The sequence below is a fragment of the Serratia sp. CY43202 genome, from assembly GCF_052168755.1.
GTDB classification, from domain to species: Bacteria; Pseudomonadota; Gammaproteobacteria; order Enterobacterales; family Enterobacteriaceae; genus Serratia; species Serratia bockelmannii.
In genome coordinates, this window is the sequence record NZ_JBJNMB010000007.1 from 204,941 (window position 1) to 229,212 (window position 24,272).

Genomic DNA, 24,272 nt, shown 5'->3' on the forward strand with positions numbered 1-24,272 from the left:
GAACATTGAGATGCATCGAACTTATTAACGTACTACAATAAGATTGTAGCTTATTCTAACGCTAAGCCCCCACAAAAGGAGTTGATATGAAAAGATTTAAGACGAAGTCCTTATTGTTAAGCGTACCTGCATTGTTATTATTAGGCTGCTCAAGTTACAAAGAAAAAGATCAGCTAAAGTATGTAGTTGGGCAGGATAGTTTTACCCTAAGTCATAAATGTGTCGCCACAGCAAAGTTACAAGATAATAAAAAGACTAATCAAACCGGTGTGATTATAAATTTGAGTGACAATGACCAGTGTAAGAAAAAGTTAAACAATTTGATAAACAGCAACGAGGGTAAGGATGTTTCCGTTTATTTTAACAAAACACCAGTAACATCTCCTGTAAGAATTCATTCTAAAATAGATGTTGGCAACGGATATTATCAGTCTGTCACCAACAAAGAACTCGCTATCGACATACTCAGTGCTTACGACCAATAAGGTATAGAATAGCAATCTTATTTATAATAAGGTTGCTTTATGATATCAAGCTAAATTAGTATAAACGTGAACACCTTGTCCCGTCCCGCTAATGCTCTAAAATTTGATTTTATCTTGCCCAGCGCCTCGACAGGCAATTTGAAACGATGCAGGGCCAATAACCGTCACTGTTTTAGGGCCGTTTGGCGCATACCAAATAAATGCCACAAAGGGACCTTCAAGTTGAGAGATAGACTCAAAGTAAACAGTGTATGCTATATCACCAATATGACTTTCAAGATTAACCCAGGGTCCAAAGGCACCTGGCGGTGCCCAGACGTTTTGAGAAATCATAATACCTCCAATTAATTAATGTTCATGTGAGTGCTGTTGCCATTGTTTGTCATTAGATACATCTATAATTGAAACATCGGCACCTTCAAAAGCCTTGAAGAAATAGTCTAGTGCTTGTTCTTTTGTTGCAACAATATCTGACTGGCAACTAATTTCGGTGCCATTCTCATTTTTATAAGAAAAGAGAATGCGTTGTGTTAAAACTGAATTTTCGTTTTCCATAGTACCTCCTGCCTTTAATAGAGGAACTGAATTTAAGATAAATAACTATTGTTATCACCTTATATAGACCTTGTCAGAGATGGCACAACCTGAGCATTACAGGTCGACTCAGAAAGTGTAGTAAAACTTATAAATTAGGTCAGTATAGCATTCTTGATGATTAAGAAGGTCAATCGACTTTTTGGGGTTTCTAACCATGAAACGTAGCGTGACCTATCCGCGGCTGGCGTGAACTAACGATACATAATGTATGAAAATGCCAGTTTCGATGTGTTTTTTAACCTAAAAACCATTTTTCAGGCACATTTATCCAATGCTGACAGCTGCAGTCATCTTTTTTCTCCATCAGATGGCGCTTGTCTGACAACCGGTTGGTGGCATGCACGCCTCGCAGTGGCGCTGCCTTCGCTGCGCTGTGCGTACAAATAGGCTTTGACGATCAGCTGCGGGCAGGCGTCAAGCCGATGGCCGACATCGGCGATGCGGCGGCGGACGATCGCCATGTCGTAATCGGCGGGCAGGGTGAAACGGTATTGCATCGCGAGCATAAGGATTCTCCGGAAAGACATTGACCCGGAGAGCGTGACACGCCATCTTTATCAGTAAAATCGGTATTATTTTGATTGATGGTTCAAAAAATCAGGACGGTCAGCATGGGGCGAATAACGTTCGATCTCGAGGATTTGCGCAGCTTCGTCACCGGCGTCGAGCTGGGCAGCTTCGCCAAGGCGGCTGAACGGCTGGGGCGTTCGACGTCGGCGGTCAGCGCCCACCTGAAAAAGCTGGAACAGCAGGTCGGCGCGCCGATCCTGCGCAAGGCTGGGCGCGGCATGGTGATGACCGAGGCGGGGGAAACCCTGCTCGGCTACGCGCGCCGTCTGCTGGAGCTCAATGACGAAGCCGCCGCCGCGGTGCGCGGGTTGGATCTGCAGGGCACGGTGCGGCTGGGGTTGCAGGAGGATTTCGGCGAGACGTTTCTGCCGCAGGTGTTGGGCAGCTTCGCGCGCGCCAATCCGAAGGTGCGCATCGAGGCGCGCATCGCCCGCAATGCCGAGCTGATCGACTGGGTGCTGAAAGGCCAGCTGGATCTGTCGCTGGCGTGGGATGGCGGTTTGAGCACGCCGTTTCATCAGGCGCTGGGGCAGCGGCAGCTGCACTGGATCGCCTCGCCCGGCTTCGCGCTGGCGCCGTGGCGAGAAGGGGATGAGCCCTTGCCGTTGGTGATGTTCGACGCGCCCTGTCTGATGCGCAGCGCGGCGACGCAGGCGCTGGATCGCGCCGGTATTCCCTGGCGCATCGCCTTTACCAGCCGCAGCCTGAATGGCGTTTGGGCGGCGGTGAGCGCCGGGTTGGGCGTCACGGTGCGCACGGCGGCGGGCTTACCGCCCGGCCTGTCACCGCTGGCCCCCGATCTGCTGCCCGCTCTTGGCCAACTCGGCGTGGTGTTGCACCGCGCCGAGGATCAGCCTTCGGCCGCCGTGCAGCGGCTGGCGCAGATCGTGGTCGAGCGGATCGAAACCTAATCTTGGGCGATTGGCTGCTTGCCGCTCAGCTGGCCCCATTCGCTCCAGGCACCGTCATACAGCTTGACCTGCGGCGCGCCGAGCGACAACAAGCCAAACGCCAGCACCGCCGCCGTCACGCCGGAGCCGCAGCTGGTGATGATCGGGCCGTTGATGTCCACCCCCTTGTCGCTGAAGGTTTGGCGCAGTGCCTCCAGCGATTTGAAACGGCCGTTCTCCAGCAGCTCGCCGTACGGAATGTTGATGCTGCCCGGAATGTGGCCGCGGTGCAGGCCGGGACGCGGCTCCGGCGCTTCGGCATGGAAACGCGGCGCGGCGCGCGCGTCGAGAATTTGCACCGGCGTGCCTAGCGCCTGTTCCACTTGCCGCATATCCACCACCGCGTCGGCGTTGAACCGGGCGTTGAACGTCTGCGGGGCAGGCTGCGCCGGGCCGGTTGCCAGCGCTTGCCCCAGCGCGGTCCAGCCGTTCAGCCCTTCGTCCAGTACGTAAACATGCTCGGCGCCGAAATTGCGGAAGGTCCACCAGCCGCGCGGTGCGGAGAACTGGTTGCCCTCGTCGTAAATCACCAGGGTATCGCGCTCGCTGATGCCCAGTTTGCCCACCGCCGCGCCAAACTCCGCCGCCGTCGGCAGCATGTGCGGCAGCGCGGTGTTTTTGTCCGCCACGTCGTCGATATCAAAATAGACCGCGCCGGGGATATGGCCGCGTTCGAACTCGGCAAGCATGTCCTTTTTCGGCGTTAGCCCCACCGGCGACATCCGAACGTCGATCACCACCAGATTTTCATCGTTGATATGTTGCGCAAGCCATTGGGGAGTCACCAGAAACGGAGAGTTCATCGTTATTGTTCGCCTGTTGTGAAAACGGATTTTCACTATACACCAGGCCGCGCGGGGATGAAGTATGATGTTCGGTCAAAGGCGATGGGCCGGGAGCGGAGAAATCATGACGGACGAGGCGTTTGGCGGGGCCAAGATCGCGCTGCTGTGCGACGATCGCTTGCTGGTTTACCAACGGGACGACAAGCCGGGCATTCCATGGCCCGGTCAATGGGATCTGCCTGGCGGCGGGCGGGAAAACGGCGAAACGCCGCTGCAGTGCGTGCAGCGGGAAACGCAGGAAGAGTTCGGCGTGACGATCGCGGAATGTCAGGTTGTCTGGCGGCGGCGCTACGATGGCGTTCTGCCCGGCTCCCCGCCGACCTGGTTTATGGCCGGCGAGATCGCCCCGGCGCAGATCGCCGCCATTCGCTTTGGCGACGAAGGCCAGCGCTGGCGGATGATGCCGGTGGCGCAGTTTATTGAGCATCCGCAGGGCATCGAGCATCTGCGCCGCCGGGTGGCGGCGTATTGGCGGCGGCGCGGTTGATGACGGTATTTCAGCGCGTCGCCAGTTGATTGATCTGCGGCGGCTCCAGGATGCGCAAGGCGGTTTCCCGGCGCGCCACCGCCAGCATCGCCAGCCCGATTCGTTCGGTGCTGCTCACCTGCGAGGGAAACAGCCGCAATGCGCCGAGCCACAGCGGTTTGAACAGCCGATAAATCAGATCGTATGTACGGACTTTGGAGCGAATGCCGTGCAGCGGCACAATGGCGCCGGGGCGGAACATCACCGCGTGGAACGGCAGCGCCAGCAGCGCGTTTTCGGTGGCGCCCTTGACCCTGGCCCACATGCTGCGGCCGCGTTCGCTGCTGTCGGTGCCGACGCCGGAAACGTAGATGAAGACCATCGTCGGGTTCAGCGTCGCCAACGGGCGAGCCGCGGCCAGCGTCAGGTCGTAAGTTACCGAGCGATACTCGGCTTCGCTCAGGCCGGCGGACGAAATCCCCAGACAGAAGAAACAGGCGTCGTAGCCGGCGAGCTGCGGCTCCAGCGCCGACAGGTCACGCAGGTCGGGCAGGGAGAGCTGGCGCAGTTTGGCGTGGCTCTGCGCCAACGGGCGCCGGCCGATGCTGAGCACTTCGCTGACCCGCGGATCGCGCAGGCATTCTCGCAGCGCGCCCTGGCCCACCATGCCGCTGGCGCCGAAGATAATCACTTTCATGCTCTGTCCTCCCGATGGTCGGCTGCACGCTGAGTGCGCCAGCGGCTGGGCGTCAGCGCTTCCCACTGAATAAAGGCGCGGCTGAACGAATTCAGCTCTTCGAATCCCAGCACAAAGGCAATTTCCCCAGGCTCAAGATCGGTATCCGCCAACAAGCGGCAGGCGGTGCGGTGGCGGGTTTTGTCCAGCAACTGCTGGTAGCTGTAGCCGTGCCGTTGCAGACGGCGCTGCAGCGTGCGCGGGCTGAGATAGAGCTCCGCGGCCACGCTGTTGACGCTGGGGCGCTGGCCGCGCATGCTGCGGCCGAGGATCGTCATCACCTGTGTGGGCAAGTCTTGCTCGGCGCGCGCTTCGGCCAACTCGGCCTCCAGCTCCGGCAGCAGCAGCGCCAACATGTCCTGGTCGTGGGTGATGAGCGGCTGCTGCATCAGCGCACGGTCAAATACCAGCACGTCCAGCGGCGCGTCGAATCGCACCGGGCAGCCGAAGTGGCGCAGCAGCGGTGAGTGGGGATCGCGACGGCGGGTCACCTCAAGCGCCTTGGGCTGCAGCGGTAAACCGGTGCCACGGCGGCACAGGGTGGTGATAGAGGCGAACATGGTGTCTATCAGCAATTCCGGCGTATGGTCCTCGATCATCGTCCAACGCGTATGCAGCCGAACGCTGTCGCCATCTTCCTCCAGCATCAGTTCTTCCGGGCACACCAACCGTTTGTAGCGCGCGACTTTACGCAGGGCCTCGCCCATCGTGGCGGAGTGCAGTGCGGCGACTGACGCGATATCGTAATGCTCCGGCGCGACGTCGCCGCCCAGCCGCAGACCAAAGGCGGGATCGTCGCTCAGTTGGGCGAGGGCGCGCCAGACGGCGAAGAACTGGTGGGTGGTCAACCGCACTTTTACGCGCCGCTCGCTGAGCAGCCCGGCGGGCAAGCCGGCTAACTGACCGACCCGTTCGAGATCGACGCCTTGCGCCGCGAGGCGCACCGCCAACGCGTTGGAAACCGGAATTTGATCGCTGCTCATGGTTGTTGCCTGCCAGTGGTAAGAGAAGGCATTACTCTAAAACAGCCCGTCCGTGCGCCGATAATCCGATCGCGTCAAGATTTAATCCGATTGCGCCAAACTGTCGGTTGGCATCAGCGCCTGGATGGTGGCGCCGACCCGTTGTACCGCCTGTTCGATCTCCGTCGTCAGCGTCGGCGCATAGTTGATGCGCAGACAGTTGCGGTACTTGCCGGCGGCGGAAAAAATGCTGCCGACGGCGATTTGTACGCCTTGCTGCTCGAGATGGCGGTTTAGCCGCAGGGTATCGAACGCTTCGTCCAATTCGATCCACAGCATAAAACCGCCGCGCGGCCGGCTGACGCGGGTGCCGACCGGGAAGTGTTTCAGGATCAAATCGGTCATGCGATCGCGGTTCTGCTGGTAGCGGGCGCGCATGCGCCGCAGGTGCTGCAGATAGTGCCCGCTGCGGATAAATTCGGCGATCGCCAGCTGCGGCTGGGTGGCGGTGGCGCCGGAGCCGATGAACTTCATGTGTAGCACCCGCTCCAGATAGCGGCCGGGCGCGATCCAGCCCACGCGCAGCCCCGGCGCCAGCGTTTTGGAAAACGAGCTACACAGCAGCACGCGGCCGTCGTCGTCGAACGACTTGATGGTGCGCGGCCGCGGGTAGTGATAGGCGATGTCGCCGTAAACGTCATCCTCGATGATCGCCGCATCGTGGCGTTGCGCCAGCGTCAGCAGCCGCTGTTTATGGGCGTCGGGCATGATGTAGCCCAGCGGGTTGTTGCAGTTGGGCGTCAGCAGAATGGCCTTGATCGGCCACTGTTCAAGGGCCATCTCCAGCGCGGCCAGGCTGACGCCGGTGAGCGGATCGGTGGGGATTTCCAGCGCTTTGATGCCCAATCCCTTCAGCGTTTGCATGGTGCCGTGGAAGCAGGGGGAATCGACCGCCACGATGTCGCCGGGTTGGCAAACGGCGCGCAGCCCGGCGGAGATCGCTTCCTGGCAACCGGTGGTGATCAGCAACTGATCGGCACCGATATGGCAGCCGGAATCCAGCAGCAGACGAGCGACCTGTTCACGCAGCGCGGTCACGCCCTGAATGCTGTCGTAATAAAGGCTGCGCAGGTCGCCGTGGCGGGCGGCGTTGCGCAGGGCGACAATCAGCGGTTTCATCGTCGGCTCGGCGACGTCCGGCATGCCGCGCCCCAGTTGGATCAGGCCTTCGCGCGGCCGGCTGCGCACCAGCTCCAGCACCTGCTCCCATTGCGAAATGTCCACCGGCCGCTGCACCGGCGCCGTCATAGCGGGCAGCTCGGCCTGAGCGCGCCGCGTATGCACGAAGTAGCCCGACTTCGGCCGCGCTTCCACCAGGCGCTGTTCCTCGAGCAGCCGGTAGGCTTGCTGCACCGTGCTGATGCTGACGCCGTGCTCCTGGCTCAATGCGCGCACCGAAGGCAGGCGATGGCCGGCCGGATACAACCCTTGCTGAATGCGTTGGCTGAGAATGGCGGCCAGCGTGGCGTAGCGTGTCATACAGAGGCCTCTCATCGGCGGTAAGAATTAAAAAACCGGTACAGATGCTTTCAAAGTAAACCATTCAGTGGGTTTTTTGGTGCAGCTGTATGAAAAAAATAGCGCCAGCGTGAATCTGTATTGTTTTTCTCTCGGCGAGCATGATGACTGCAACGCGAAAACATCAGGGAGAATAACAAGATGGCTCTGTTTACTGGCGCGCCGCGGCGGCGCTCATTCGGTGGGTCACGCTGGCGTCTGTATCTGCAACGCTACAGGACGCGAAAAGAATTATTATTGCTGGACGATGCGCGGCTGATCGATATTGGTTTGTCGCGTGCAGAAGCGCTGCGTGAAGGATGTAAACCTTTCTGGAAAGAATAGATAAGAGGAAAACCGATGCTGAGAGTCTTGGGCAAGGCTTCATCAATCAACGTGCGCAAAGTGTTATGGACCTGTCAGGAGCTGGGGCTGACGCTGGAACGGGAAGACTGGGGCAGCGGCTTTCGCTCCACGCAGGAGCCGGCGTTTCTGGCGCTGAATCCCAACGGCCTGGTGCCGGTGCTGATTGACGGCGAGCGGGTGCTGTGGGAGTCGAACACCATTTGCCGCTATCTGGTGGGGCGGGAAGGGCGCCGCGATCTGCTGCCGCAGGAACCCGGCGCGCGCGCGGCGGTGGAGATGTGGATGGACTGGCAGGCCACCGATCTGAACGGCGCCTGGCGCTATGTGTTCATGTCGCGCGTGCGCGGGCATGCGGATTACCAAGATGCCGCCAGCCTGGCCGCCGCCGAACGCGAGTGGAATCGGCTGATGGGGCTGCTGGACAGGCATTTGGCGCAGCACGGCCCTTATGCCGCCGGCGCCACCTTCACGCTGGCGGACGTGGTGCTGGGGCTGTCGCTGAACCGTTGGCTGATGACGCCGTTCGAGCGGCCGAATTATGCGGCGCTGGCGGCCTATCAGCAGCGCCTGCTGCAACGCCCTGGCTACGTGCAACACGGTGCCAACGGTTTACCGTAATATGAAATAAATGGTTCATTTTATCCCGTCCGGATACGACCAGCCGCGTCCGGGCTTTCCTCATTGCATCATCCCGTCAACGTTTCATGAACGGCATCACGAATATGAACTTTATTTTCCCGCGTGCTTGTTATTGAAATTTATATTCCATATAAACCCGTTATCAATCGGCGCGTTTCATTGAGCCGCGCCTGGTTCTACACAGAATTTCGGTCACGGGAGAAAATGATGAAACAGGTACGCGTTGGGTTAATCGGCACCGGTTATATCGGGCGTTGTCACGCTATCGCTTATGCGCAGGCCCCCACGGTATTTCCCCTTAAAGGGGATCTGGTGCTGGAGATGCTGGCGGAGGTGACGACCGAGCTGGCGGCGCAGCGCGCGGCCGAGTTCGGCTTTGCGCGTTCGACCGGCGACTGGCGGCAGCTGGTGGCCGATCCGGCGATCGACGTGGTAGACATCTGCGCCCCTAATTTCTTGCACAAAGAGATGGCGCTGGAGGCGATCCGCCACGGCAAGCACGTATATTCGGAAAAACCGCTGGCGCTGGACGCCGCCGACGCGGCGGAGATGGTGCAGGCCGCCCGCGCCAAGGGCGTGAAAACGCTGGTCGGTTTCAACTACATGAAGAACCCGACCAGCCAGCTGGCGCGCGAGATCATCGCCAACGGCGAAATCGGCGAGGTGGTGCATTTTTACGGCACCCACAATGAGGATTACCTGGCCGACCCGCGCACGCCGATCGACTGGCACTGCCGCCGCGCCAGCGCCGGGCTGGGCGCGTTGGGGGATCTGGCGGCGCATATCGTCAATATGGCGCACTACCTGGTGGGCGATATCGTGGCGGTCTCTGGCGATATGCAGACCGTGATCAAGCAGCGCCCGGACCCGCAAGACCCGGCGCGCCTGCTGCCGGTGGAAAACGAAGATCAGGCCAGTGCACTGCTGCGTTTCGCCGGCGGGGCGATGGGCACGATCGAAACGTCGCGCATCGCCTGCGGGCGCAAGATGGGGCTGACCTATGTGGTCACCGGCACTAAAGGCACGCTGAGTTATACCCAGGAACGGATGGCCGAACTGAAGCTGTATCGGCATGATGAACCGGCGGAGCGGCAGGGGTTCAAGACGTTGCTGGTGGGGCCGAAGCACCCGGACTATGCGGCGTTTTGCATCAGCGCCGGGCACGGCATTGGTTTTAACGATCAGAAAACGGTGGAGATCCGCGATCTGGTCAACGGCATCGCCGCGGGCGATCGCATGTGGCCGGACTTTGAAGAAGGCTGGAAGGTGTCTTGCGTGCTGGATGCGATAGCCTCCTCCGCCGAGCAGCGGCGCTGGCTGGAGATCAACCGCGATTGACAATAAAATGGCGCTCTCCGTGGACAGCGCCATTAATTTGCTACTTTACTAACTTATTATCTTATTAAGCTAGTTGCGTAATAAGTTGCTGGGCTGGCAACTTAGAACGAGAAGCACGAACAGCCGAACGCGCCCCAGAAGGCATTCTCGTCCGACACCGGGATGCTGGAGCGGCGCGCAATGTCATGCTGATGCGCGTGTACGCCGCACGGGCCGCAGCATTGGTGCGCCTGGCTCACTACCCCGACGCGGGCCGCCGCCGACGGCGGCGCGGAGCGGTAGTGGCCCGGCACTTGAGTGACCGGTGACCACTCCGGCAGCACCGGCAGCGGCGGTGGCGCCAGCGGCGAGAAGCTGCCAGCGGCGTAGACCACTTTGCCATCCACCACCGTCATCACCGACTCGATGCCTTTGATCTGCTCTTCCGGCACGCTGAAATAGTCCTGCGACAGCACCGCCATATCCGCCAACTGACCGACCTTGATCTGGCCTTTCTTGCCCTGTTCGGTGGAGAACCAGGCGCTCCCTTGCGTCCACAGCATCAGCGCCGTTTCGCGATCCAGCCGGGCGCTGTCGTCGTACATCGCCATGCCGCCGACGGTGCGGCCGGAGACCAGCCAGTACAGCGCCGTCCACGGGTTGTAGCTGGCGACGCGGGTGGCGTCGGTGCCCAGCCCGACCGGCAGCTCAGCCGCCAGCATTTTCGCTACCGGCGGCGTATGTTTGGTGGCTTCGATGCCGTAGCGATCGGCGAAATATTCGCCCTGGAACGCCATGCGATGCTGCACCGCAATGCCGCCGCCCAGCGCCTTGACGCGCTCAATATTGCGTTCGGTAATGGTTTCGGCGTGGTCGAACAGCCAGTGCAGGCCGTTGAATGGAATATCGCGGTTCACCTTCTCGAACACGTCCAGCATGCGGCTGATGGATTCGTCATAGGTGGCGTGCAGGCGGAACGGCCAGCGGTGCTCGACCAGATGGCGCACCACTCGCTCCAGCTCGTCTTCGGTGCCCGGCGGCAGATCCGGGCGCGGCTGCAGGAAGTCTTCGAAGTCGGCGGCGGAAAACACCAGCATCTCGCCGGCGCCGTTGTGGCGATAGAAGTCGGTGCCCTGGCCCGGCTTGAGCATGTCGGTCCACAGCTCGAAGTCTTCCAGTTCCTGCTTCGGCCGCTGGGTGAACAGGTTATAGGCGATGCGGATGGTCAGCTGCTTTTTCTCGTGCAGCTCGGCGATCACCTGATAATCCTCCGGGTAGTTCTGGAAACCGCCGCCGGCGTCGATGGCGCTGGTGAGGCCGAGGCGGTTCAGCTCACTCATGAACTGGCGGGTGGAGTTGACCTGCTGTTCCAGCGGCAGCTTCGGCCCTTTCGCCAGCGTGGCGTACAGGATCATGGCGTTGGGTTTGGCGATCAGCATGCCGGTCGGGTTGCCGTTGGCGTCGCGCTGGATCTCGCCGCCCGGTGGGTTCGGCGTGTCTTTGGTGTAGCCGACCACCTTCAGCGCCGCGCGGTTGAGCAGCGCGCGATCGTAGAGATGCAGAATAAATACCGGCGTGTCCGGCGCCGCCTGGTTGATTTCGTCCAGCGTTGGCATGCGGCGTTCGGCAAACTGGAATTCGGTCCAGCCGCCGACCACCCGCACCCATTGCGGGCTCGGCGTGCGCAGCGCCTGCTCTTTCAACATGCGCAGCGCGTCGGCCAGCGAAGGCACGCCTTCCCAGCGCAGCTCCAGGTTGTAGTTCAGGCCGCCGCGGATCAGGTGCAGGTGCGAGTCGTTCAGGCCCGGAATGGCGGTGTGGCCGTGCAGATCGATCACCTGGGTTTCCGGCCCGGCGTGTTGCATGACTTCGGCTTCGCTGCCGACCGCCAGAAACTTGCCGTCGCGGATGGCGACCGCCTGTGCGGTAGGATTTTGGCGATCGACGGTGTGAAACTTGCCGTTGGTGATGATCAATGAAGCGTGGTGGTTCATAACATTCTCCCGGCGAACCGCCTAGCGGCGGATCAGCCATTGATGAAAGACGCGAGTCACGATGGGCATCCACAGGTACACCACCAGGGCGACCACGGTGGCGTCATTGAGAAAATGGCCGAGCAGCGTGCCGTCCAGCTGCGGCAGCGCCAGCCCCCAAAACCAGGGCACCAGATTGGTGGAAGGGAAGATCACCAGCAGGGTGATGATGAACTGCTTCCACTGGGGCGGCTGGCGCACGTTGGGGTTGGGTGGGGTAAACCAGAACTCCGCGCCGGGGCGGATCTCGATATGGTCGTTCTCCAGCAACAACGGAGTGACTTCTTCGATGTATTGCTTGCGCAGCGGCGAGTTGAGCCAGCGGTAGAGATTGTCGACATTGTCGAAGCGGACCAGCACCGTATAGGCCTGTTCGCTGTCGGATGGGCGGATGACGTTGACGCCCAGATGGCCGGTGAAGCCCGCGGCGTCCGGCATGATGCGGTTCAGCCAGGCCTCATAGGCCTGCTCGTTCCCCGGCGCCAAACGGTGGGTGATCACCAGCGTGACATGCTGCGGATGGGCCATAAAACCGACTCCTGAAAATACCCCGGCGCGGGGCCGGGGCAGGGGGAATTATTTCACCGTGCGGGCCGGTGCGTGGTGCACCATGGTGTAAGCGTAGTCGACGCCCATGCCGTACGCGCCGCTGTGTTCGCGCACCAGCGCCATCACCGCGTCGTAGGTGTCTTTGCGTGCCCAGTCGCGTTGGTACTCCAGCAGCACCTGTTGCCAGGTCACCGGTACGGCGCCGGCCTGCACCATGCGATCGATCGAGCGTTCGTGCGCATCGACGGAGGTGCCGCCGGAGGTGTCGGTCACCACGTACACTTCATAGCCGGCTTCCAGCGCCATCAGCGCCGGGAAGGTCAAACAAACTTCGGTCCATAGCGCGGAGATCACCAGCTTTTTGCGGCCGGTGGCTTCCACGGCTTTAACGAAGGCCGCGTCTTCCCAGGAGTTCATCGAGGTACGTTCAATCGGGGTGATTTCAGGGTGTACCGCCAGCAGTTCCGGCCAGATATAGCCGCTGAAGCTTTCGGTTTCGACCGAGGTGAAAAGGGTGGGGACGTTGAAAATCTTGCCTGCCTTCGCCAAACCAACAACGTTGTTTTTCAGTTGCTGACGATCAATATTAGCCACGCCGAAGGCCATTTGTGGTTGATGATCGATAAAAATCAGTGCGGAATTGTCTTTATCAAGCAGTTGAAACTTGGACATAATTTACCTTCCCAGTGATATTTCGGTTGAACATCTGATGAGTGTAACGCCGATAAAACCCATGGTAGGCAGAGGGCGATTTCAAAGATACCGCAGAATTTTTGCCGACTTGTTGAGTTTTTTTATACACGGGAGAAAGCATGAGATTAAACCTGGAAGCGCTGCTGATTTTGGACGCGCTGGACCGGCACGGATCTTTCGCCGCCGCGGCCGCCGCACTGTTTAAAACCCCTTCGGCACTGAGCTATATGGTGCAAAAGCTCGAGAACGATCTCGACATCACCCTGCTGGACCGCTCCGGCCATCGGGCGAAGTTCACCGATACCGGCAAGCTGATGCTGGAAAAAGGGCGGGTGCTGCTGCGCGCGGCGCAGGATCTGGAACAGCAGGCGCGCTACGTGGAGAACGGCTGGGAAAGCGAGATCACGCTTGGGATCGACGCCTCCTTCCCGTTTGCCCGCCTGTTGCCGCTGATCGACGAGTTCTATCGGCAGCATCACCATACCCGGCTGCGTTTCAGCCACGAGGTGCTGGCCGGTTCCTGGGAGTCGCTGGTTTACGGCTGCGCCGACATTATCATCGGCGCCATTTGCGAGCCGCCGTCGCGGGTGGGCTATGCGTTCAGCCGCCTGGGGCAGCTGGATTACGTGTTCGCCGTCGCGCCGCAGCATCCGCTGGCGGCGCTGCCGGAACCGTTGCCGAAGGATGAGATCCGTCAGCACCGGGCGGTGGTGGTGCGCGATACCTCGCGCGTCAACGCGCCGCAGAGCCTGAACCTGCTGGAAGAACAGGATACGCTGACGGTCTTCGGCTTTGACGCCAAACTGCAGGCGCAGTTGGCCGGGCTGGGCTGTGGCTATCTGCCGCGCTCTCTGGCGGAACCTTACCTGAACAGCGGCGAACTGGTGGCGAAACGCGTTGAATCTGAGCGCTGCAGCGACGCTGCCTATTTCGGCTGGCGTGAAAGCGCCAGCGGCCTGGCGGCCAAGTGGTGGCGCGAGCGCCTGCAGCGTTACGCGGATGACGGTGAGGCTTACCCAGCGGCGCAGTAAGGGCGCTCGATAAAGATTAATCCCCAATAAGGACATCGGGAATGAAAAAGACACTAGGCCTGTTGGCGCTGTTACTGTTGAGCGGCTGCGGCGCGGGCGCCGGGCGTCAGGCCGGCACCCCCTTGCCGGGGCCGCAGGCCGAGGCGCAGACTGCGATGCCGCTCAGCTATCCGGTGCGGGTGCATAACGCGGTGAGCCGCGAGCTGCGTTTGCCGGAACACGCGCGCGGCCAACGCTGCACCATCAGCATACGGCTGCGGCCGGACGGCAAGCTGGTGAGCAGCAAGATCGTGAGGGGCGATGCGCCCCTGTGTGCGGCGGCCAGCGCGGCGGTGCAGCACGCGCAGTTTCCGCCGATGGCCAACGCCACCGAGTACGCGCTGTTCAACGCCGTGGTGCTCGATTTCGTTCCCTGAAGGGATGTGACCGACGGGCCGCCTGCGCGGCCCGTTTTTTGTTGTTTCGCCGTTTGCGTATTCACGCTTTTCCGCCAATAGTGTTCTCCGGGCATGCACCCAGACAATTTTTCATTGGCCGGCCAACGGGAGCAAAAGACATGAAAGGCGAGCATCATTATCAGGTCTCGGTGACCTGGCAGGGGAATCTGGGCGCAGGCACGGAAGATTATCGCGCTTATGGACGCGATCACCTGATCGGCGCCGTGGGCAAGGCAGATATCGCCGGCTCAGCCGATCCGGCCTTCCGCGGTGACGCGACGCGCTGGAATCCGGAGGATTTGCTGGTGGCATCGCTCAGCGCTTGCCACAAATTATGGTACCTGCATCTGTGCGCCACCTCGGGGATTTCGGTGCTGGCCTATCAGGACGATGCCGTGGGCGTGATGCGCGAAGACGCCGCGCGCGGCGGCTTTTTCACCTCGGTGACGCTGCGGCCGCAGGTCACGGTGCGCGATGGCGACGATCTGCAGCTGGCGCAACAGCTTCACGAGAAGGCGCATCACCTGTGCTTTATCGCCAACTCGGTGAATTTCCCGGTGGCGTGTGAGCCGCATGCCGCGTACGCAACCCGCTGAATTTTCACTTAGCTTTGCCATTTTCGTTATTTTGAACGCCGCAACGGCTCACGGATACTGAGAGAAAATCTCTTACCGCGAGCCGCAGCATGTCCCACGCCCACTATTTGCACCCCGAACAGCGCGAACGAATCAGGCAGCTTTATCGGCGCCGGCATTGGCGGCTGGAGCTGCCCACCTGGGGGATCATGGCGGCGGTGTACGGCGGCTGGTTCGGCGTGGCGTATTCTTGGCAGGCGCTGGGCCCGTGGCTTGGCGCACCGCTGCTGATCCTCCTGACCACCTGGTACCTGTCGTTGCAACACGAGCTGATCCACGGCCACCCGACGCGCTGGCCGCGCGTCAATCAGCTGTTCGGCCTGTTGCCGCTGGCGGTGTGGTATCCCTATGGGCTGTATCGCGATTCGCATCTGCGCCACCACCGCAACGACCACCTGACCGATCCGCACGAAGATCCCGAAAGCTATTACTTCAGCGCCGCGCAGTGGCGGCGTTATCCCCGCCTGTTGCCGCTGTTGGCCGCCGTGCGCAATACGCTGATCGGCCGGGTGCTCCTCGGCCCGGCGCTGGATATTGCCGCGACCCTGGCCGGGGCGGTGAAAGCGCTCGCCGGAGGGGAGTGGCGCGCCTGGGCGAGGTGGTTAGCGCACCTGTCGCTGTTGGCGGTACTGCTGCACTGGTTGCAGATGCAGGGTATCGGCACGGCGTTTTACCTGTTGGCCATCAGCTATCCGGCGTTGGCGCTGACCAAGGTGAGATCGTTTTTTGAGCATCGCGCCGTGGACGCACCGCAGGCACGTTCTATTATTAATGAGGCGGGCTGGCCGTGGCGGCTGTTGTTTCTCAATTTGAACTACCATTTAGTGCATCACGATCTGCCCGGCCTGCCCTGGTATGGTTTGCGCGAAGTCTATCTGGCGGAGCGCGAGGCGTATCAGCGGCGCAGTCAGGGATTTGTCGCGCAAGGCTACGGCGAGTGGCTGCGCGATTACGCCCTGACGCCGATCGACGTCGGCGTGCATCCGTTGCGCGCCGGTGAACCGCAGGGGGGAGGCGATGCCCTGCCGACGGAAAAATTTATTGCGCGCTGGAAGCGCGTTTCTCAGGATTTTCCAACCTAACTGGCCCATGAGCCGGAAAACGTACAACCAGAGGAAAAGTATGGCAATCACCTTATCACGCGGACGTTCCTTTGCCGTCGCGCTGGCTCTGCTGGCCACCGGCGGCCTGGCGCAGGCGGCCGACTCGGTGCGCGTCGGCTCCAAGATCGATACCGAAGGTTCGCTGCTCGGCAACCTCATCGTGCAGGTGCTGGAAGCCAACGGCATCAAGACCACCAACAAGCTGCAGCTCGGTACCACCAAGGTGCTGCGCGGCGCCATCACCTCCGGTGAGATCGACATCTACCCGGAGTACACCGGCAACGGCGCGTTTTTCTTCTCCGATGAGAAAGATCCGGCGTGGAAGAACGCCCAGGCCGGCTTCGAGAAAGTGAAACAGCTCGACTACGACAAAAACAAAATCGTCTGGCTGGACGCGGCGCCGGCCAACAACACCTGGACCATCGCTATTCGCCAGGACGTGGCGGAGGCCAATCATCTGAAAACGCTGTCGGATCTCGGCAAGTGGATCAACGGTGGCGGCAAGTTCAAGCTGGCGGCCTCGGCGGAATTTATCGAACGGCCGGATGCGCTGCCGGCGTTCCAGAGTGCCTACGGTTTCAAACTGAATCAGGATCAGCTGCTGTCCCTGGCCGGCGGTGATACGGCGGTGACCATCAAGGCGGCGGCGGAGCAGACCTCCGGCGTCAACGCGGCGATGGCCTACGGCACCGATGGCCCGGTAGCGGCGCTGGGGTTGCAGACCTTGGCGGACCCGAAAGGCGTACAGCCGATCTACGCGCCGGCGCCGATCGTGCGCGAAGCGGCGCTGAAAGCGCACGCCAATCTACCTGAGCTGCTGAAGCCGGTGTTCGCCTCGCTGGACGGGCCCACGCTGCAAAAACTCAACGCGCAGATCGCCGTGGAAGGCCAGGACGCCAAACAGGTGGCGGCCGCTTACCTGAAAGAGAAAGGGTTTGTTAAGGGATAATGCCGAGGTGCCCCCTCTGCCGTCGGGAGAGGGGGTTAACCGAGAGAGCCGGAGCGTTTCTTTGACTATCGCCGTAAAACATCGCGTCTTGTTGACGCTGTTCATGCTGTTGCTGCTGGCCGCGTTCGGCCTGCCGTTCCTCAGTTATGCCCCCAATCGCCTGTTGTCGGGCAAAAGCCTCTCCTTGTTCTCCCTGCTGCACGGCCCGGCGCTGTGGCTGCTGTTGCCGCTGGCGGCATTGGCGAGCCTCAGCCTGTTGCCGCCGACGCGGGGACGGGCGCTGCTGGCGGCGCTGGCCGCCTGCGGGGTGTTGACGCTGGCCTTCTGGATCAGTGGGCAGGCCGCCGAACGCCTGGCGCAGGAGGGGTCGCGCCTGGCGCGCACCTCTTGGGGCAGCGGCTGCTGGCTGACGATGGCGCTGAGCCTGCTGATCGCGGCCGACGCCATGGCGCGCCTCACCGCGTCGCACCTGTGGCGCATGCTGGGCAACGCGCTGGTGCTGGTGCCGCCGGCGCTGCTGCTGTTCGGGCATCAGCTCGATCAGCTGTCGCTGCTGAAGGAGTACCACAATCGTCAGGAGGTGTTTGACGCCGCGCTGTTGCAGCACCTGACCATTCTGCTGGCGACGATGGCCCCGGCGCTGGCGATCGGCGTGCCGCTCGGGGTGCTGTGTTTTCGCTCCGAGCGCTGGCAGAGGCCGATTTTTTCCGCGCTGAACATTATCCAGACCGTGCCTTCCATCGCGCTGTTCGGCCTGCTGATTGCGCCGCTGGCGGGGCTGGCGGCGGCGGTGCCCTGGCTGGCGGAGCACGGCGTCAGCGGCATCGGCATGGCGCCGGCGATTGTGGCGCTGGTGCTGTACGCGCTGTTGCCGCTGGTGCGCAGCGTGGTGGCGGGGCTGCAGAGCGTGCCGGCCGGGGTGATCGAATCCGCCACCGGCATGGGGCTGACGCGCGGACAGATCTTCCTGCGCGTGCAGCTGCCGTTGGCGCTGCCGCTGTTCCTGACCGGCGTGCGCATCCTGGCGGTGCAAACCGTCGGCATGGCGGTGGTGGCGGCGTTGATCGGCGCCGGCGGTTTTGGCGCCATCGTGTTTCAGGGGCTGCTCAGCAGCGCGCTGGATCTGGTTCTGCTGGGGGTGATCCCGGTGGTCATGATGGCGGTCATCGTCGATTCGCTGTTTAAATTTTGGGTTTCAATCCTGGACGTATCGCGCCGATGATTCACTTTGAGCAAGTCAGCAAAATTTTTCAGGGCAAGCCGGCGGTCGACGATCTCACGCTACACATCGCCGAGGGCGAATTCACCGTGTTGATCGGCACCTCGGGTTCTGGCAAGTCCACGACGTTAAAAATGATCAATCGCCTGATCGAACACGATCGGGGCAAGATCCTCTTTGCCGGCGAAGAGATCCAGTCGTTCAAGCCGCAGGATCTGCGGCGACGCATGGGCTATGCGATCCAGTCGATCGGCCTGTTCCCGCACTGGACGGTGGAGGAGAACATCGCCACCGTGCCGCAACTGCTGAAATGGCCGCGCGCGCGCATTCGCGATCGGGTTACCGAGTTGCTGGAGCTGTTGCATCTGGAGCCGGATCTGTTTCGCCGCCGCTATCCGCACCAGCTGTCCGGCGGGCAACAGCAGCGGGTGGGGGTGGCGCGCGCGCTGGCCGCCGATCCCGAGGTGTTGCTGATGGACGAACCGTTCGGCGCGCTGGATCCGGTCACCCGCGCGGCGCTGCAGGCGGAGATCGCCCGCATTCATCAGCTCTCCGGCCGCACCATCGTGCTGGTGACGCACGACATCGACGAGGCGCTGGGCCTGGCGGATCGCCTGGTGCTGCTCGATCAGGGGCGCGTGGTGCAACAGGGCACGCCGCTGGCGCTGTTGACCGCCCCGGCCAACGACTTCGTGCGCGATTTCTTCGGGCGCAGCGATCGCGGCATCAAGCTGCTGTCGCTGGGTACGGTGGCGGAGCGGGTGCGGCCCGGCGTCGCTGGGGGCGAGCCGATCGCCGCCGCCATGAGCCTGCGCGAGGCGCTGTCGGTGTTTGTGGCGCGCGGCAGCGACTGCCTGCCGGTGGTGGATGAACGGGGCGAAGCGTTGGGGGTTCTGCACTTCCACGATCTGATCGCCGGGCAGGCGCTGTCATGAGCGGGCGCATCGGGCGCCTGCTGCGCGATCCGCTGCCCTGGACGTTGGCGCTGCTGTTGGCGCTGGTGTTCGGCATGGATCATCTGCGCGGCCTGTTCGCCGCCTGGTTCCCTGATTTGGAGCGGCCCATTTATCAGCAGGACAGCTTTATCGCGCTGGTGGGGGCGCACCTGTCGCTGGTGGCGATCTCCAGCCTGATCGCGGTGGTAATCGGCGTGGCGGCGGGCGTCGCTGTGACCCGACGCAGCGGCCGGGAGTTTCGTTCGCTGGTGGAAACGGTAGTGGCGGTGGGGCAGACCTTCCCGCCGGTGGCGGTGCTGGCGGTAGCGGTGCCGGTGATGGGCTTCAGCGAGCAGCCGGCGATCATTGCGTTGGTGCTGTACGGCCTGCTGCCGATCCTGCAGGGCACGCTGGCGGGCATCGAATCGGTACCGCCCGCCACGCGCGAGATCGCCCGCGGCGTGGGGATGAGCGCCTGGCAAATTCTGTGGCGGGTTGAACTGCCGCTGGCGGCGCCGGTGATTGTCGCCGGGATCCGCACGTCGGTGATCATTAACATCGGTACGGCGGCCATCGCTTCCACCGTCGGCACCAAAACGCTCGGTTCGCCGATCATCATCGGCCTGAGCGGGTTTAACACCGCCTATGTGATCCAGGGCGCGGCGGTCGTGGCGTTGTTGGCTATTATCACCGATATGCTGTTCGAACGTTGGGTGCGTTATCTCACCGCCTGGCGCCAGCAGACGCTGGCGGCCACTCCGGCGGGGTAAGGGGGAAATGATGCAGGTGTCTCTACCGATGTACGGCGTTGGCCGGGAGCAGGCCGAATCCTTCTGGCAGGTCTTGCGCGGCAAGCTGCTGCGGCTGGGGTTGCCGGCGGCGCCGGAACGGCTTAGCTGGCCGGACGATCTGGCGCAGCATTGGCGGCGCGAGGATCTCTTGCTCAGCCAAACCTGCGGTTATCCGTTGGTCAGCAGCCTGCCGCAGGTGCAGCTGATCGGAACCTATCATTATCGGGTGGAAGGGTGCGACGGGCCAAATTACCGCAGCTGGCTGGTGGTGCGCGCGGGCGACCCCGGCGAACGGCTGGCGGATTTTCGCGGCCGAACGGCGGCGTATAACAGCACCGATTCCCAGTCCGGCTACAACGGCTTGCGCGCGCTGATCGCGCCGCTGGCGCAGGACGGGAAATTCTTCGGTGCGGCTATCGCCTCCGGGGCGCATTACCAGTCGCTGAAGCTGATCCGCAGCGGGCAGGCGGATATCGCCGCCATCGATTCCATCAGCATGGAACTGCTGCGCCGCGCGCAGCCACAGGCGCTGGAGGGGCTGAAAATCATCGGCCGCACGGCGGCGGTGCCCGGTTTGCCGCTGATCACCGCAGCCGGCACGCCACCGGAACAGGTGGACATCCTGCGCGCCGGCGCCCGAGCGATGCTGGATGAGGCGGTCAGCGACCGCCTGCTGATCGGCGATTTCAGCCTGGTGCCGCGCTCGGCTTACCAGATTATCACCGTGCTGGAGCAGCAGGCCGCCGCACAGGGCGTGACGGCGCTCTAGCCGCCGTTACAGCAGGCCGCCGCCGTCGATGTCGATCACGCTGCCGGTGACGAAACCGTTCTCCATCGCCAGCAGGTAACCCGCCGCGACGTCGGCCGCCTGGCCGATCCGGCCGACCGGCAGGCTGCCGCTTACGCGCTCGAACAGCGCCTGACGCTGCGCGGCGCTCATGCCGTCGTAGGCTTCGGTGGCGGTGATGCCGGGGCTGACCACGTTCACCCGCCGCGGCGCCAGCTCCTTCGCCAACTGTTTGCCGACCGCTTCCAGCGCGGCGTTGATGCCGGTTTTGATCAACTGACCGCCAAGGTATTTACGCGACAGCTGGCCGGAGGTCAGGGTGATGGAGCCCTGCGGCGCCAGCGTCGGCAGCGCCGCCTGCACCGCGCGCAAACTGCCCCAGAATTTGACGTTGAAGTCGGCCTGCGCCTGCTCAAAGGCAGTCTCCGCCAGCGGTTTCGCGTCCACCAACGGCCCGGCGGTGATCACCAGATGGTCGAAAGCGCCGACGGCGGCAAACAGCGCATGCAGTGATGCTTCATCGGTCAGATCGGCCTGCATCAGATGCAGCGCGTCGTTTTTCTCCCCGGCGTGGGGAAGGCGACGCGAAGCCAGCACCACTTCAGCGCCGCGCGCCGCCGCCGCGTAGGCCACCGCGGCGCCAATGCCGCTGGTGCCGCCCAGGATCACCAGCTTTTGTCGTTTCAGGGGGGAGTCGGGAATCGTCATGTTAAGGCCTCTTTTTAGGTAAGTTTCAACGGGATCTATCTTTCCTGATTGAAAATGAGGAAAAAAGCCCGCCTAATAGCAAACACTTGTAAATTAATATTAATAATTGATTGGGCTAAAAAGAGGGGAAATACATGACCTCATTTGTCGATCTCGAGGTGTTTGTCCGCACGGTGGACGGCGGCAGTTTTTCCGCCGCGGCGCGCTCGCTGGACATGACGCCGGCGGCGGCCAGCATCGCGGTGAAAAGGCTGGAGCAGCAGCTGGGCGCGCGGCTGCTGGTGCGTTCCACCCGCAGCCTGAGGTTGACGGAGGAGGGCGCCCGCTATCTCGACAGCGCGCGCCTGGCGCTGGGCGCGTTGGCCGAAGGAGAGCAGGCGATCCGCGAGAAGCATCAGGGGCTGTCCGGGGTACTGCAGATTTCCGCGCCGTCGGATTTTGGCCGCAATTTGCTGCTCTGCTGGCTGGATGAGTTCCGCCTGCAGCACCCGCATATTCAGCTGCAGCTCCTGATCAACGATCGGCAGGCCGATCTGTTTCGCGAACCGGTGGATGTGGCGCTCCGTTTCGGGCCGTTGGCCGACTCTTCGCTGGTGGCGCTGCCCATTTTGCCGCAGCACCGGCGGCTGATCTGCGCCAGCCCCGATTACCTGCGGCGGCATGGCGCGCCGCAAACGCCGGCCGATCTGGTTCGGCACAGCATTCTGGTGTATCAGCCCAGCGGCAAACGACAGGTGGAATGGCGGCTATGGCGCGGTGAGGAACTGATCGAAGTGCCGTTGAACGGCAGCTATTTTACCGATGATGGCGAGGTGGCGCGGCGCTGGGCGCTGGCTGGCCACGGGGTGGTGCGCAAGTCGGCGATCGACGTGGTGGCCGACATTCGCGCCGGGCGGCTGGTGCAGCTGTTGCCGGAATGGCGCAGCGACGCGGTGCCGATCAATCTGGTCTGCCCGCATCGCTCGCAGGTGTCGGAACGCGTCAGGCAGCTGCAGCGCTTTTTACAGCAGCGCTGTCAGCGTTGGATGGACGATCACTTGGCCTGAAGGGTTTCGGTTTGCGCCGGCGTGGCGGCGGTATCCCCGGCAGGCGCGCTTTCTTCATGCGGGGTGGTGGAACGGGTGTAGATGTTCAGCCCGGCGAGGAATACGCCGCCCAGAGAACCGAAGGCGCACAGGGCGATGACGATGAGGAACGCTTTTTTCAGCATAGGAATAATTTCGCAGGTTGCTTGGAACAGCGGGAATTATAGCCCCTTCGCCGGGTGAAACAAGAATCGTTTTTAACGGCGGCCCGCAGACCGCCCTTTGTGATCACCGCCGTTCGCAGTCGATGGCCTGTACGTTGGCCGGGCGGGCGAACAGGTATTTTCCCAGCGTCACCAGCACCACCGCCGCCACGATGATCACCAGCGCCAGCCACTCGCGCGGCGCCAGCGATTCGCCGGCAAAGCCGATGCCGAGCAGCACCGCCACCACCGGGTTGACGTAGGCATAGCTGGTGGCGACCGCCGGGCGCACATTCTTCAACAAGAACATATAGGCGCTGATCGCCAGCATCGAGCCGAAGACAATCAAGTACCCGAGCGCCAGAAAGCCGCCGGTGCTCGGCATCTGAGCCAGGTGCTCGCCGCTCAGCCGGCTGGCGACCAATAACACCACGCCGGCGACCAGCATCTCCGCCGCGCCGGCCATCGGCCCGGCCGGCAGCGAGATGCGCGATCCCAATACCGAGCCAAAGGCCCAACTGGCCGACGCCAGCAAGATCAACAGCGCGCCGGTCGGGTTGCCCACCAGGTTGTTGCCGGTGTTGAGCAGCACGATGCCCACTAACCCGAGCGCAATACCGGCCCATTCCAGTTTGGTGTTACGCATGCCCCACAGCAGGCTGAAGCAGAGGGTGAACAGCGGCACCGTCGCCACCATCACCGCGGCGATGCCGGACGGCACATGTTGGTGTTCCGCCACCGTCACCAGGCCGTTGCCTACCGCCAGCAACAGAATGCCAATGGCGCCGGCGGCCAGCCACTGCTTCGGCGTCGGCAGCGCGTGGCCGCGCCAGGCCAGGAAACTGAACAGCACGATGCCGGCAATCAGAAAGCGAATCCCGGCCATCATCAGCGGCGGCCACTGCGCGACGCCGAGGCGAATGACGAAATAGGTGGAACCCCAAACGATATATAACGTGAACAACGCCCCGATCAACGGCAGGACGCTACGGCTTTGTTGGCTAAGCATAGGGATGTGTTTTTGCAGGGATGATTATTATTAGAACGCTCAGTAAACCCGATTGGGCAACCGATAAGCAATGGCTTTCGGCATTATTTTTCCCGACTGCCGCAAGCCGTTCAGCTGTTCCGCCGCTTCCACTGCAGCCAACTGACGGCCGGCAGGTAAATCGACCAGCCGACGGCCAGCAACAGCAGCATGAACTCCGGCGGCACGCCGGGCAGTAACACGCCCAGCTTCCAGGAGACGGCGTAGGCGAAAGGACCGACGGCGGCGCCCAGCACCGCCAGCGGCCAGGGCGCCGCTCTGACCACGTCCAGCAGCCAATACCACCAGCAGCCGAAGCCGATCCACAGCGCGAGGGTCCAGAGCGGCAGGCCGTGTTGCCCGCTGTAGTGCAGCACGCCGCTGTAGCTCCATAGCCCATCCATGCCGATACCGCCCAGGGCAGCCAGAGCCGCGCCCTTACGGCGGGTGGCAGGGGTAAAGATCAGCGCCAGCGCCGCGCCGGCCAGCAGTAGGCCGTTGAGCCGATCGCGAGTCAGCAGCGCCAGCAGCCAGCAAACGCCCAGTCCCAGCGTCGCCAGCCAGAATCCGGCATGCGGCTTCTTCATCGTTCAACTCCCGTGGGGTTACTCTGCCGCTGCGCGCTTAGCGCCGACGGATTTGCCAAGCGGGCGCGAG

Annotated in this window: 29 protein-coding genes and 1 pseudogene; 16 read left to right on the top strand and 14 right to left on the bottom strand. The window is 62.1% G+C overall.

The annotated features are described in order from the left end of the window. The first annotated feature begins 86 nt into the window (after positions 1-86). Positions 87-485, top strand: a complete 399-nt coding sequence (locus ACJ8J5_RS16335) for a hypothetical protein (protein ID WP_173888984.1) — start codon at positions 87-89, stop codon at positions 483-485. A 96-nt stretch (positions 486-581) separates the two neighbouring features. Here ACJ8J5_RS16335 and ACJ8J5_RS16340 read toward each other — a convergent pair whose 3' ends face one another. The 3 genes and pseudogenes from ACJ8J5_RS16340 to ACJ8J5_RS16350 form a co-directional block, all read right to left on the bottom strand. Next, positions 582-818, bottom strand: coding sequence for a colicin Z C-terminal domain-related protein (locus ACJ8J5_RS16340; RefSeq protein WP_173888986.1), 237 nt, complete (start codon positions 816-818; stop codon positions 582-584). A 15-nt stretch (positions 819-833) separates the two neighbouring features. Beyond that, the gene (locus ACJ8J5_RS16345) at positions 834-1,040 is read right to left on the bottom strand and encodes a hypothetical protein (RefSeq protein WP_072269808.1); all 207 of its coding nucleotides are present in this window, start codon (positions 1,038-1,040) and stop codon (positions 834-836) included. A 395-nt stretch (positions 1,041-1,435) separates the two neighbouring features. Beyond that, positions 1,436-1,588 (bottom strand): annotated as a pseudogene (locus ACJ8J5_RS16350) (DUF4865 family protein); the annotation flags it as partial. Between the two features lie 105 nt (positions 1,589-1,693). Between ACJ8J5_RS16350 and ACJ8J5_RS16355 the strand changes: the two are divergent. Then, positions 1,694-2,563 (top strand): LysR substrate-binding domain-containing protein, encoded by an 870-nt coding sequence (locus ACJ8J5_RS16355; RefSeq protein WP_025302028.1) that lies wholly within the window; start codon positions 1,694-1,696, stop codon positions 2,561-2,563. Here the strand turns inward: ACJ8J5_RS16355 and sseA are convergent. Then, positions 2,560-3,405, bottom strand: coding sequence for a 3-mercaptopyruvate sulfurtransferase (gene sseA / locus ACJ8J5_RS16360; RefSeq protein WP_043136964.1), 846 nt, complete (start codon positions 3,403-3,405; stop codon positions 2,560-2,562). The genes ACJ8J5_RS16355 and sseA overlap by 4 nt on opposite strands. Before the next feature lie 106 nt (positions 3,406-3,511). Between sseA and ACJ8J5_RS16365 the strand changes: the two genes are divergently transcribed. Then, positions 3,512-3,934, top strand: coding sequence for an NUDIX hydrolase (locus tag ACJ8J5_RS16365; RefSeq protein ID WP_049203903.1), 423 nt, complete (start codon positions 3,512-3,514; stop codon positions 3,932-3,934). A 10-nt stretch (positions 3,935-3,944) separates the two neighbouring features. On the opposite strand, the gene ACJ8J5_RS16370 is transcribed toward ACJ8J5_RS16365, so the two are convergent. The 3 genes from ACJ8J5_RS16370 to ACJ8J5_RS16380 all read right to left on the bottom strand — a co-directional run bounded on the left by ACJ8J5_RS16370 (position 3,945) and on the right by ACJ8J5_RS16380 (position 7,150). After that, positions 3,945-4,610, bottom strand: a complete 666-nt coding sequence (locus ACJ8J5_RS16370) for an epimerase (RefSeq protein ID WP_025302031.1) — start codon at positions 4,608-4,610, stop codon at positions 3,945-3,947. Continuing rightward, positions 4,607-5,632 carry an AraC family transcriptional regulator gene (locus tag ACJ8J5_RS16375; protein WP_025302032.1) on the bottom strand — a complete coding sequence of 342 codons (1,026 nt, stop codon included), beginning with the start codon at positions 5,630-5,632 and terminating at the stop codon, positions 4,607-4,609. Before ACJ8J5_RS16375 ends, ACJ8J5_RS16370 begins: the two co-directional genes overlap by 4 nt. Positions 5,633-5,713: 81 nt before the next feature. Continuing rightward, positions 5,714-7,150 carry an aminotransferase-like domain-containing protein gene (locus ACJ8J5_RS16380; protein WP_049203904.1) on the bottom strand — a complete coding sequence of 479 codons (1,437 nt, stop codon included), beginning with the start codon at positions 7,148-7,150 and terminating at the stop codon, positions 5,714-5,716. A 180-nt stretch (positions 7,151-7,330) separates the two neighbouring features. On the opposite strand from ACJ8J5_RS16380, the gene ACJ8J5_RS16385 reads away from it, so the two are divergent. The 3 genes from ACJ8J5_RS16385 (at position 7,331) to ACJ8J5_RS16395 (ending at position 9,511) form a co-directional block, all read left to right on the top strand. Then, positions 7,331-7,513 (top strand): DUF1127 domain-containing protein, encoded by a 183-nt coding sequence (locus ACJ8J5_RS16385; protein WP_016928567.1) that lies wholly within the window; start codon positions 7,331-7,333, stop codon positions 7,511-7,513. A gap of 15 nt (positions 7,514-7,528) precedes the next feature. Then, positions 7,529-8,152, top strand: coding sequence for a glutathione S-transferase family protein (locus ACJ8J5_RS16390; RefSeq protein WP_025302034.1), 624 nt, complete (start codon positions 7,529-7,531; stop codon positions 8,150-8,152). A gap of 228 nt (positions 8,153-8,380) precedes the next feature. Then, positions 8,381-9,511: a Gfo/Idh/MocA family protein gene (locus tag ACJ8J5_RS16395; protein WP_414104877.1), complete on the top strand. Its 1,131-nt coding sequence runs from the start codon at positions 8,381-8,383 to the stop codon at positions 9,509-9,511. Positions 9,512-9,612: 101 nt separating this feature from the next. On the opposite strand, the gene ACJ8J5_RS16400 is transcribed toward ACJ8J5_RS16395, so the two are convergent. From ACJ8J5_RS16400 to ACJ8J5_RS16410, 3 genes are read right to left on the bottom strand one after another with little or no spacing between them, the layout of a single operon-like run. After that, positions 9,613-11,484 (bottom strand): amidohydrolase, encoded by a 1,872-nt coding sequence (locus tag ACJ8J5_RS16400; protein WP_414104876.1) that lies wholly within the window; start codon positions 11,482-11,484, stop codon positions 9,613-9,615. A 21-nt stretch (positions 11,485-11,505) separates the two neighbouring features. Next, positions 11,506-12,051 (bottom strand): antibiotic biosynthesis monooxygenase, encoded by a 546-nt coding sequence (locus ACJ8J5_RS16405; RefSeq protein ID WP_043136985.1) that lies wholly within the window; start codon positions 12,049-12,051, stop codon positions 11,506-11,508. A 48-nt stretch (positions 12,052-12,099) separates the two neighbouring features. Next, positions 12,100-12,744, bottom strand: a complete 645-nt coding sequence (locus ACJ8J5_RS16410) for a hydrolase (RefSeq protein WP_004939390.1) — start codon at positions 12,742-12,744, stop codon at positions 12,100-12,102. Between the two features lie 140 nt (positions 12,745-12,884). Between ACJ8J5_RS16410 and ACJ8J5_RS16415 the strand changes: the two genes are divergently transcribed. The 9 genes from ACJ8J5_RS16415 to ACJ8J5_RS16455 all read left to right on the top strand — a co-directional run bounded on the left by ACJ8J5_RS16415 (position 12,885) and on the right by ACJ8J5_RS16455 (position 20,634). Continuing rightward, positions 12,885-13,796, top strand: coding sequence for a LysR substrate-binding domain-containing protein (locus ACJ8J5_RS16415; RefSeq protein WP_025302038.1), 912 nt, complete (start codon positions 12,885-12,887; stop codon positions 13,794-13,796). A gap of 41 nt (positions 13,797-13,837) precedes the next feature. Continuing rightward, positions 13,838-14,212, top strand: a complete 375-nt coding sequence (locus tag ACJ8J5_RS16420) for a cell envelope integrity protein TolA (protein WP_414104875.1) — start codon at positions 13,838-13,840, stop codon at positions 14,210-14,212. 140 nt (positions 14,213-14,352) lie between these two features. Continuing rightward, the gene (locus tag ACJ8J5_RS16425) at positions 14,353-14,829 is read left to right on the top strand and encodes an OsmC family protein (protein WP_049295238.1); all 477 of its coding nucleotides are present in this window, start codon (positions 14,353-14,355) and stop codon (positions 14,827-14,829) included. 89 nt (positions 14,830-14,918) lie between these two features. Next, positions 14,919-15,950, top strand: a complete 1,032-nt coding sequence (locus ACJ8J5_RS16430) for a fatty acid desaturase (protein ID WP_038629055.1) — start codon at positions 14,919-14,921, stop codon at positions 15,948-15,950. Between the two features lie 40 nt (positions 15,951-15,990). Further along, positions 15,991-16,920 (top strand): glycine betaine ABC transporter substrate-binding protein OsmF, encoded by a 930-nt coding sequence (gene osmF / locus ACJ8J5_RS16435; protein ID WP_060432686.1) that lies wholly within the window; start codon positions 15,991-15,993, stop codon positions 16,918-16,920. Between the two features lie 61 nt (positions 16,921-16,981). Next, on the top strand, positions 16,982-18,142 hold the full coding sequence (locus ACJ8J5_RS16440; RefSeq protein ID WP_099816760.1) for an ABC transporter permease: 1,161 nt from the start codon (positions 16,982-16,984) through the stop codon (positions 18,140-18,142). Next, positions 18,139-19,074, top strand: a complete 936-nt coding sequence (locus ACJ8J5_RS16445; RefSeq protein ID WP_089195657.1) for an ABC transporter ATP-binding protein — start codon at positions 18,139-18,141, stop codon at positions 19,072-19,074. The genes ACJ8J5_RS16440 and ACJ8J5_RS16445 overlap by 4 nt, the downstream gene beginning before the upstream one ends. Then, positions 19,071-19,844, top strand: coding sequence for an ABC transporter permease (locus ACJ8J5_RS16450; protein WP_060432689.1), 774 nt, complete (start codon positions 19,071-19,073; stop codon positions 19,842-19,844). The genes ACJ8J5_RS16445 and ACJ8J5_RS16450 overlap by 4 nt, the downstream gene beginning before the upstream one ends. A 28-nt stretch (positions 19,845-19,872) precedes the next feature. Beyond that, a complete protein-coding gene (locus ACJ8J5_RS16455; protein WP_414104895.1) occupies positions 19,873-20,634 on the top strand; it encodes a phosphate/phosphite/phosphonate ABC transporter substrate-binding protein in 762 nt (253 codons plus the stop codon). A gap of 6 nt (positions 20,635-20,640) precedes the next feature. Here ACJ8J5_RS16455 and ACJ8J5_RS16460 read toward each other — a convergent pair whose 3' ends face one another. Beyond that, the gene (locus ACJ8J5_RS16460) at positions 20,641-21,360 is read right to left on the bottom strand and encodes an SDR family oxidoreductase (protein ID WP_025302046.1); all 720 of its coding nucleotides are present in this window, start codon (positions 21,358-21,360) and stop codon (positions 20,641-20,643) included. Positions 21,361-21,494: 134 nt separating this feature from the next. Between ACJ8J5_RS16460 and ACJ8J5_RS16465 the strand changes: the two genes are divergently transcribed. Beyond that, positions 21,495-22,406, top strand: coding sequence for a LysR family transcriptional regulator (locus ACJ8J5_RS16465; protein WP_043137014.1), 912 nt, complete (start codon positions 21,495-21,497; stop codon positions 22,404-22,406). Here the strand turns inward: ACJ8J5_RS16465 and ACJ8J5_RS16470 are convergent. The 3 genes from ACJ8J5_RS16470 to ACJ8J5_RS16480 all read right to left on the bottom strand — a co-directional run bounded on the left by ACJ8J5_RS16470 (position 22,394) and on the right by ACJ8J5_RS16480 (position 24,202). After that, positions 22,394-22,570 (bottom strand): hypothetical protein, encoded by a 177-nt coding sequence (locus ACJ8J5_RS16470; RefSeq protein ID WP_162837922.1) that lies wholly within the window; start codon positions 22,568-22,570, stop codon positions 22,394-22,396. The two genes, ACJ8J5_RS16465 and ACJ8J5_RS16470, sit on opposite strands and share 13 nt — an antisense overlap. A 103-nt stretch (positions 22,571-22,673) precedes the next feature. Further along, positions 22,674-23,597 carry a drug/metabolite exporter YedA gene (gene yedA, locus ACJ8J5_RS16475; protein WP_025302048.1) on the bottom strand — a complete coding sequence of 308 codons (924 nt, stop codon included), beginning with the start codon at positions 23,595-23,597 and terminating at the stop codon, positions 22,674-22,676. 110 nt (positions 23,598-23,707) lie between these two features. Next, positions 23,708-24,202, bottom strand: a complete 495-nt coding sequence (locus tag ACJ8J5_RS16480) for a DUF2878 domain-containing protein (protein ID WP_025302049.1) — start codon at positions 24,200-24,202, stop codon at positions 23,708-23,710. Positions 24,203-24,272 lie beyond the last annotated feature (70 nt).